Source organism: Streptomyces sp. NRRL WC-3549 (assembly GCF_000721935.1).
Lineage (GTDB): Bacteria > Actinomycetota > Actinomycetes > Streptomycetales > Streptomycetaceae > Streptomyces.
On the sequence record NZ_KL585416.1, the window covers coordinates 37,049 to 46,436 of the forward strand.

Annotated in this window: 6 protein-coding genes and 1 pseudogene; 6 read left to right on the forward strand and 1 reads right to left on the reverse strand. The window is 70.9% G+C overall.

Annotated elements, in window-relative coordinates:
* Positions 1-2,085, reverse strand: a 2,085-nt coding sequence (gene eccCa, locus IH13_RS0123350; RefSeq protein ID WP_031087484.1) for a type VII secretion protein EccCa, incomplete at its 3' end; no start/stop codon positions are given.
* A 183-nt stretch (positions 2,086-2,268) separates the two neighbouring features.
* Here eccCa and eccD point away from each other — a divergent pair.
* From eccD to IH13_RS0123380, 6 genes and pseudogenes are all read left to right on the forward strand, one after another.
* On the forward strand, positions 2,269-3,750 hold the full coding sequence (eccD, locus tag IH13_RS0123355; RefSeq protein ID WP_031087486.1) for a type VII secretion integral membrane protein EccD: 1,482 nt from the start codon (positions 2,269-2,271) through the stop codon (positions 3,748-3,750).
* Positions 3,751-3,925: 175 nt separating this feature from the next.
* Positions 3,926-4,216, forward strand: a complete 291-nt coding sequence (rpsO, locus tag IH13_RS0123360; RefSeq protein WP_028443538.1) for a 30S ribosomal protein S15 — start codon at positions 3,926-3,928, stop codon at positions 4,214-4,216.
* A gap of 270 nt (positions 4,217-4,486) precedes the next feature.
* Positions 4,487-6,700: a polyribonucleotide nucleotidyltransferase gene (locus IH13_RS0123365; protein ID WP_031087489.1), complete on the forward strand. Its 2,214-nt coding sequence runs from the start codon at positions 4,487-4,489 to the stop codon at positions 6,698-6,700.
* A pseudogene (locus IH13_RS38225) lies at positions 6,697-8,075 on the forward strand (M16 family metallopeptidase). The gene IH13_RS0123365 and the pseudogene IH13_RS38225 overlap by 4 nt, the downstream one beginning before the upstream one ends.
* A gap of 59 nt (positions 8,076-8,134) precedes the next feature.
* Positions 8,135-8,887 (forward strand): 4-hydroxy-tetrahydrodipicolinate reductase, encoded by a 753-nt coding sequence (gene dapB, locus IH13_RS0123375; protein WP_031087491.1) that lies wholly within the window; start codon positions 8,135-8,137, stop codon positions 8,885-8,887.
* Positions 8,888-8,900: 13 nt separating this feature from the next.
* Positions 8,901-9,353: a tetratricopeptide repeat protein gene (locus tag IH13_RS0123380; protein ID WP_031087494.1), complete on the forward strand. Its 453-nt coding sequence runs from the start codon at positions 8,901-8,903 to the stop codon at positions 9,351-9,353.
* Positions 9,354-9,388 lie beyond the last annotated feature (35 nt).

A 9,388-nucleotide genomic window follows, 5' to 3' on the forward strand; every position in this document is an offset into this window, starting at 1 on the left:
GTCCGGCCCACCCGTGCGGTAGGTCCCCGAGACGTACGCCGCCTTGAAGCGGGTCATCTCGTCCGTACCGAACTTCAGGTAGCCGGAACCCGGCACCGACGGCAGGTGGTACGCGTCCGGCACCCCCAGCGCCGTACGCGACTCCGCCGCCGAGAACGTCCGCAGACCGACCCGGTAGGAGAGGTACGTGTCCAGACCGCGCAGCTTGCCCTCCTCCAGGCGCTGCGAGGCCAGCAGCAGATGCACCCCCAGCGAGCGCCCGATGCGGCCGATCTGGATGAACATGTCGATGAAGTCCGGCTTGGCGGTCAGGAGTTCGGAGAACTCGTCGATCACCAGCACCAGCGAGGCCAGCGGCTCCAGCGCCGCGCCCGCCGCCCGGGCCTTCTCGTAGTCGTGGATGTTGGCGTAGTTGCCCGCCGAACGCAGCAGCTCCTGACGGCGCTGGAGCTCACCGCGGATCGCGTCGCCCATGCGGTCGACCAGGGTGAGGTCGTCCGCGAGGTTGGTGATGACCGCCGCCACGTGCGGCATCTGCGACATCCCCGCGAACGTGGCGCCGCCCTTGAAGTCGGCGAGGACGAAGTTCAGCGTCTCCGAGGAGTGGGTGACCGCGAGCCCGAGCACCAGCGTCCGCAGCAGCTCCGACTTGCCGGAACCCGTCGCACCCACACACAGCCCGTGCGGTCCCATCCCGTCCTGCGCGGCCTCCTTGAGGTCCAGCATCACCGGCTGGCCGTCCTCCCCGACCCCGATCGGCACCCGCAGCCGCTCCGCCACCGACCGCGGCCGCCAGGTACGCGCCACATCGACCGCCGCCGCGTCCCCGAGGTTCAGCAGATCCGTGAAGTCCAGGTTGGCCAGCAGCGGTTCGTCGTCGTCGCCCCCGCCCATCCGCAGCGGGGCCAGCTGCCGGGCCAGCGCCTCGGCGGCCTCCGGCGAGATGCCGTCCGGGACCCCCTCGTACGCCAGACCCGCGCCCGACTCCAGCCGCAGCAGCCCGGGGTGCACCACCACCGAGAGGCCGCCGCGCGGCTCGTCCAGCTCGCCCGGCACCACCTCGACGATCGTCACGCCCTGCAGGCCCTCGGCCGCCGCCAGCAACGAGTCGGGCGGCACCATCCCACCGTCCAGGACCACCACGACGTGCGGCTGGTCCATCACCGGCTGGCTCTCCCGGTTGAACCGCGGCCGCCCGTCCAGCCGGCCCGCCAGCAGCTTCTCCAGCTCACCCAGGTCGTCACCGAACAGCCGCTTCGTCCCGGCACCGTCGACCTGCCCCGGAACCTGCGTGTGCGGCAGCCACTTCACCCAGTCCCAGCGCCCGACCGCACCCGGCGCCGCCACCACGGCGACCATCAGGTCCTCCGGGGAGTGCAGCGTCACCAACTGCGCCACCAGCGCACGGGCCGCCGACTGCGCCGACTCCTGATGGCCCGACACCGTCACGTGGTAGAAGGCCCGCATCGAGACCGCCATCGGCAGCCCGTCCAGCGACCCGTGCACCGACAGGAACCGCTGCATCGCCCCCGCGCACATCGGCTCCAGCTCGTCCACCGGTGCCGTGTCGGGAGCGATCAGCGGGGTCGACAGCTGCTGCGCGCCGAGCCCCACCCGCACCTGCGCGAAGTCCTTGTCGCCGACCCGCCGTTCCCACACCCGGCTGCCCTCGGCCACCACCGACCACAGCTGCTCGGGCGCCGGGTGGAGGTAGAGCTGCACATCGCGCTGGGTACGCGCCGTGCGGCGCACCGTACGCCGCGTCTGGGCCAGGTACTTCAGGTAGTCACGCCGGACATCGCCCATTTGCCCCTGCGTACCGCGCCGGTGCCGGACGATCTGGGCGGCCACCATGCCGACCGTCGAGACCAGCATCAGGACACCCATGATCCGCATGAACGGAGGCGCCTGCGGAGAGAAGAAGAAGACCACCGACGAGCCCATGCCGAGCACCGGGAGGACCTGCATCAGCATGCCCTCCTGCTGCCCGCGCGGCAGCTCCGGAGGGGCCTCCAACGTCAACTCCTCCGCCGGGACTTCCGGCGGCAGAGACCGCGGAGGACGTTTCACGACGATCTGGCTCACCGGAGCACCAATCCCTCGATACGGACGGGCGGAGGCCGGCTGGGTCCGCACCGACGCCCCCGTGGCTGCGTGCGCGCGGACTCCCGTCCGCGCGACGGCGATCCTACTTGCCGATCTCCGCCACCCCTCCCGGTAGGGTGGCGCGCGCACCGTGCGCATCCGCGAATCAGGGGGACCAGACACGTGAGTACGACCGCAGCCACGGGTTTCTGCCGCGTCACCGTCGTGGCGCCCGACAGCCGGATCGACGTCGCCCTCCCGGAGGACATCGCCGTCGCCGACGTGTACCCCGAGATACTGCGTCTCACGGGCCAGACCCAGCCGGCCGGCACCCCCACCGGCTACCACCTGGTGCGCCGCGACGGCACCGTCCTGGACGGCGCCCGCACCCTCGCCGCCCAGCGGGTGCTCGACGGCGAACTCCTGAGCCTGCGGCCCTTCGCCCAGTCGCTGCCGCCCGCCGTCTTCGACGACGTCTCCGACGCCGTCGCCTCCGCCGTCACCCGCGACCGCCACCTGTGGAGCGACGAACTCCTGCGCGGCGCGGGCCTGGTGGGCGGTGTGCTGCTGCTCGTCCTGATGGGCTTCGTGCTCTGGTTCGCCGACCCCGTACGCCACGACATGCACAGCCTGCCCGGCATCATCGCCGGATCCGCCGGACTGCTGCTCACCGCGTTCGCCGGCGTGCGCGCCCGGGTCTACTCGGACCGCGCCACGGCCGTCGCCCTCGGGCTCGGCGCCCTGCCCCTGGTCCTCATCGCGGGCTCCGGCGTCATCGGCCCCGACGCCGGATCGGGCCCCGGCCGCCTCCAGTTCCTGCTCGGCTGCGTCACCGTCCTGCTCGCCTCGGTCGTCCTGGTCGCCCTCACCCCGAGCGGCGACGCGCCCTTCGTGGCCGCGACCTTCCTGGCCACCGTCGGGATCCTCGCCACCTTCGTGGCGATCCTCACCGAGGCCTCCGCCACCCGGACCGCGGCCGTCACCGCCGTCGTCGCCCTCGGCCTGGTCGCCTTCCTGCCGGGCCTGTCCGCACGCTTCGCCCGGCTGCCCATCGGCTACGCCTCCCCGCGCACCGCCCCGGCCGGCTACGACGACGCCTTCGCCGAACCGTCCGCCGCCGGGGAGACGGACGCCGAACCCGTCGACGGCGACCGCATCGCAGCCCAGGCCCGCCGCGGCCACGAGATGCTCCTCGGCCTCGTCGGCGGATGCGCCGCGGTCGTCGTCGCCTCCGCCGCCGTACTCGGCTTCTCCGACAACGTCTGGGGCCAGGTCCTCGCACTCGCCGCCGGCCTCGCGATGCTGCTGCGCGCCCGCCTGTTCCGTTACACCTCGCAGGTCGCCTGCGTGCTGGTGGCGGGCATCGGCGCGATCGCCCTCCTCGTCCTCGGCCTCTCCCTCAACCCGCCGGCCGACCTGCTGTACGACCTGGTCCGCTACGGCGACCGGGGCTCCCTCGACATCCGTACGATCTGGCTGTCGGCGGCCGTCGCCGCGGGGGCCGCCCTGCTCACCGCGATCGGCCTGATCATCCCGCGCAAGGGCCTCTCCCCCTTCTGGGGACGGCTCCTCGACCTCGCCGAGAGCGTCCTGCTGCTCTCCCTGGTCCCGCTCTGCCTGGCCGTCCTGGACGTCTTCGCGCGGGCCCGGGCCATGACCAGCTGACGCCCGTCGAGGGCGGCCCCGGACGACTGGTACCCTGGGCGGTGGCCGTTTGTGTACGCGTCTCCGGGCATCTGGGGACTGCGCTCATCGGACCTTCGCCTCCGAGTCTCGGAAGCACCCCTGAGAACCAGACCAGGGGCACTCGTGGGCGCATCGAACACCTAGAGGAGTACGCGTGCCGCTCGACGCCGCTACGAAGAAGCAGATCATGGCCGAGTTCGCTCAGAAGGAGGGCGACACCGGTTCCCCCGAGGTCCAGGTGGCGATGCTCTCCCGCCGGATCTCGGACCTGACGGAGCACCTCAAGACGCACAAGCACGACCACCACTCCCGTCGTGGTCTGCTGATCCTGGTCGGCCAGCGCCGCCGCCTTCTGCAGTACCTGGCCAAGAAGGACATCCAGCGCTTCCGTGCGCTCGTCGACCGCCTCGGCATCCGCCGCGGTGCGGCCGGCGGCGTCAAGTAGACACGCTGTGAGAGGGAGCGGTTCCCCGGATCCAGGGGGCCGCTCCCTTTGCTGTACGTGCGGGACCGGGCTCAGGCTCAGTAACCTGGACGCAGAAGGACAGTACGAGGAGAGGCGCCCCACAGCCGCCGCCGGTCCTCGGTAGTGGCCCCCGGGCAACACCCGGGAGCTTCGATCGAAGACCGGCCCGCACACACGGTGCGCTTCTCCGCACCGTCCTCCGCCACACGGGCGGCAGGACGAAAGACGACGAGTATGGAGAATTCACTAGTGGAGAACGAGACCCACTACGCCGAAGCCGTGATCGACAACGGCACGTTCGGCACCCGCACCATCCGCTTCGAGACGGGCCGCCTCGCCAAGCAGGCCGCAGGCTCCGCCGTGGCGTACCTGGACGACGACACCATGGTGCTGTCGGCCACCACCGCTTCCAAGCGGCCCAAGGACCAGCTCGACTTCTTCCCCCTCACGGTGGACGTCGAGGAGCGGCAGTACGCGGCCGGCAAGATCCCCGGCTCCTTCTTCCGCCGCGAGGGCCGGCCCTCCGAGGACGCGATCCTCACCTGCCGCCTGATCGACCGCCCGCTGCGCCCCTCCTTCAAGAAGGGCCTGCGCAACGAGATCCAGATCGTCGAGACGATCATGGCGCTCAACCCCGACCACCTGTACGACGTGGTCGCGATCAACGCCGCCTCCGCTTCCACGATCCTGGCGGGCCTGCCCTTCTCCGGCCCGATCGGCGCCACCCGCGTCGCCCTGATCAAGGGCCAGTGGGTCGCCTTCCCGACGCACACCGAGCTCGAGGACGCCGTCTTCGACATGGTCGTCGCCGGTCGCGTCCTGGAGGACGGCGACGTCGCGATCATGATGGTCGAGGCCGAGGCCACCGAGAAGACCATCCAGCTCGTCAAGGACGGCGCCGAGGCCCCGACCGAAGAGGTCGTCGCCGCCGGTCTGGAAGCCGCGAAGCCCTTCATCAAGGCGCTCTGCAAGGCCCAGTCCGACCTCGCCGCCAAGGCCGCCAAGCCCACCGGCGAGTTCCCGGTCTTCCTCGACTACCAGGACGACGTCCTGGAGGCGCTCACCGGCGCCGTCAGCACCGAGCTCGCCAAGGCGCTCACCATCGCCGGCAAGCAGGAGCGCGAGGCGGAGCTGGACCGCATCAAGGAGATCGCCGCGGAGAAGCTGCTCCCGGCCTTCGAGGGCCGCGAGAAGGAGATCTCCGGTGCCTACCGCGCGCTGACCAAGAAGCTGGTCCGCGAGCGCGTCATCAAGGACAAGGTCCGCATCGACGGCCGCGGCGTCACGGACATCCGTACGCTCGCCGCCGAGGTCGAGGCCATCCCGCGCGTGCACGGCTCGGCGCTGTTCGAGCGTGGCGAGACCCAGATCCTGGGCGTCACCACCCTCAACATGCTGCGCATGGAGCAGCAGCTGGACACCCTCTCCCCGGTGACCCGCAAGCGCTACATGCACAACTACAACTTCCCGCCGTACTCCGTCGGTGAGACCGGCCGCGTGGGCTCGCCCAAGCGCCGCGAGATCGGCCACGGCGCGCTCGCCGAGCGCGCCATCGTGCCGGTGCTGCCGTCGCGCGAGGAGTTCCCCTACGCGATCCGCCAGGTCTCCGAGGCGCTGGGCTCCAACGGCTCGACGTCCATGGGCTCGGTCTGCGCCTCCACCATGTCCCTGCTGAACGCCGGTGTGCCCCTCAAGGCCGCCGTCGCCGGCATCGCCATGGGCCTGATCTCGCAGGAGATCGACGGCAAGACCCACTACGTCGCCCTCACCGACATCCTCGGTGCGGAGGACGCCTTCGGCGACATGGACTTCAAGGTCGCCGGTACGAAGCAGTTCGTGACCGCGCTCCAGCTCGACACCAAGCTCGACGGCATCCCCGCCTCGGTCCTGGCCGCCGCGCTGAAGCAGGCCCGTGACGCGCGTCTGCACATCCTGGACGTCATGAACGAGGCCATCGACGTCCCGGACGAGATGTCCCCGAACGCCCCGCGGATCATCACCGTCAAGATCCCGGTGGACAAGATCGGTGAGGTCATCGGCCCCAAGGGCAAGATGATCAACCAGATCCAGGAGGACACCGGCGCCGACATCACGATCGAGGACGACGGCACCATCTACATCGGTGCCCAGCAGGGCTCGCAGGCCGAGGCCGCCCGCGCCACGATCAACGCGATCGCCAACCCGACCATGCCCGAGGTCGGCGAGCGCTACCTGGGTACGGTCGTCAAGACCACCACCTTCGGTGCGTTCGTCTCCCTGATGCCCGGCAAGGACGGTCTGCTGCACATCTCGCAGATCCGCAAGCTCGCCGGCGGCAAGCGCGTCGAGAACGTCGAGGACGTCCTCGGCGTCGGCGCCAAGGTCCAGGTCGAGATCGCGGAGATCGACTCCCGCGGCAAGCTCTCCCTCGTCCCCGTCGTCGAGGGCGAAGAAGACGAGAAGAAGGACGACGCCTCCAAGTGACGTCCCGTAGTTCCGCGACGACGGCCCGCCCCTCCACCGGGGGGCGGGCCGTCGCCCGTACCCAAACTCTCCTCAAGGGCAACGGCGGCGTCGGCACCGTCCGCCGCACGGTTCTCCCCGGCGGGCTCCGCGTCGTCACCGAGACCCTGCCCTCCGTCCGCTCCGCCACCTTCGGCATCTGGGCCAACGTCGGATCACGCGACGAGACACCCACCCTGAACGGCGCGACGCACTACCTCGAACACCTCCTCTTCAAGGGCACCGACAAGCGCAGTGCCCTCGACATCTCCTCCGCGATCGACGCGGTCGGCGGCGAGATGAACGCCTTCACGGCGAAGGAGTACACCTGCTACTACGCGCGGGTCCTGGACACCGACCTGCCGCTGGCCATCGACGTCGTCTGCGACATGCTGACCGGCTCGCTGATCACCCCCGAGGACGTCGACGCCGAGCGTGGCGTGATCCTCGAGGAGATCGCCATGACGGAGGACGACCCGGGCGACTGCGTGCACGACCTGTTCGCGCACACGATGCTCGGCGACACCCCGCTGGGCCGCCCCGTCCTCGGCACCGTCGACACGATCAACGCGCTGGACCGCGGTCGGATCGCCCGCTTCTACAAGAAGCACTACGACCCCACCCACCTGGTCGTCACCGCCGCGGGCAACGTCGACCACGCCAAGGTCGTACGCCAGGTCCGCCGCGCCTTCGAGCGGGCCGGCGCCCTGACCCGTACCGACGCCGTCCCCACCGCACCGCGCGCGGGCTCCAGGACGCTGCGCACCGCGGGCCGGGTGGACGTACTCGACCGCAGGACCGAGCAGGCCCACATCGTCCTCGGGATGCCCGGCCTCGCCAGGACCGACGAGCGCCGCTGGGCCCTCGGCGTCCTGAACACCGCGCTCGGCGGCGGCATGAGCTCCCGCCTCTTCCAGGAGGTACGGGAGAAGCGCGGCCTGGCCTACAGCGTCTACTCGTACACCTCCGGCTTCGCCGACTGCGGGCTCTGTCTCTTATACACATCGTGTATAAGAGACAGATCCACGACGTCCTGGGGATCTGCCGCGAGGAGCTGGACCGGGTGGCGAGCGAGGGCCTGGACGACGAGGAGATCAGCCGGGCCGTCGGCCAGCTTGCCGGCTCCACCGTGCTGGGACTGGAGGACACCGGCGCGCTGATGAACCGGATCGGCAAGAGCGAGCTGTGCTGGGGCGAGCAGATGTCGGTCGACGACATGCTGGCGAAGATCGCCGCGGTCACCCCCGACGAGGTCCGCGCCGTCGCCGCCGACGTCCTCGGACACCGGCCCTCGCTCTCGGTCATCGGGCCGCTCAAGGACAAGCAGGCCGACCGCCTCCACCGGGCGGTCTCCTGACCCTCCGGGCGGTTTCCCGACCCTCCGGGCGGTCTCTCCACTCCCTAAGGAAAGAGCACATGAGCAAGCTGCGCGTGGCCGTTCTCGGCGCCAAGGGCCGCATCGGTTCCGAAGCGGTACGGGCCGTCGAGGCCGCCGACGACATGGAGCTGGTGGCCGCACTGGGCCGCGGCGACCGGCTGGAGACCCTCGTCGACACCGGCGCCCAGGCCGTCGTGGAGCTCACCACTCCCGCGTCCGTGATGGAGAACCTGGACTTCTGCGTCCGGCACGGCGTCCACGCGGTCGTCGGTACCACCGGATGGACCGACGAACGGCTCGCGCAGCTGAACACCTGGCTCTCCGCCTCCCCGGACACCGGGGTGCTCATCGCGCCGAACTTCTCCATCGGCGCGGTCCTCACCATGAAGTTCGCGGAGCAGGCCGCCCGCTACTTCGAGTCGGTCGAGGTCATCGAACTCCACCACCCCAACAAGGCGGACGCCCCCTCCGGCACCGCCGCCCGCACCGCCCAGCTGATCGCCGCGGCCCGCGAGCAGGCCGGGCGCGCCCCGCAGCCGGACGCCACCACCACCGCCCTGGAGGGCGCCCGCGGCGCGGACGTCGAGGGGGTCCCGGTCCACTCGGTCCGGCTCCGCGGGCTCCTCGCCCACCAGGAGGTCCTGCTCGGGGGCGAGGGCGAGACCCTCACCATCCGGCACGACTCCCTGCACCACAGCAGCTTCATGCCGGGCATCCTGCTCGGCACCCGCCGTGTGGTCACCACTCCCGGCCTCACCTTCGGCCTGGAACACTTCCTCGACCTGAACTGACGGGGCCCACCCCATGCGCGCAAAGCTCACCTACGCCGTCACCGCCGCGGTCCTGGTCTTCTACTTCGTCCTGGCCGGCAGCCGCGGCGTCCTGCTCATCCGGCACGGCACGCTGCTCACCGTCACCTTCGGCGTGGCCGTGCTGATCCTGCCGGTGATCGGGCTCTGGTTCCTCTGGAAGAACACCCAGTTCGTCCGCAGGGCCAACGCCCTGGCCGCCGAACTGGACGCCGAGGGCGGCCTGCCCGTCGACGAACTGGAGCGCACCCCCTCCGGACGCATCGACCGGGCCTCCGCCGACGCGGTGTTCGCCCGGCGCCGTGAGGAGACCGAGGACCACCCGGACGACTGGCGGTGCTGGTTCCGGCTGGCCGTCGCCTACCAGGACGCCAGGGACACCCCCCGGGCCCGCAAGGCGATGCAGCGCGCCATCGCCCTGCACGCGGACAAGCCCGTACGCGCCTGAACACGGAAGAAGCCGGTACGCGCCCGAACGGCGCG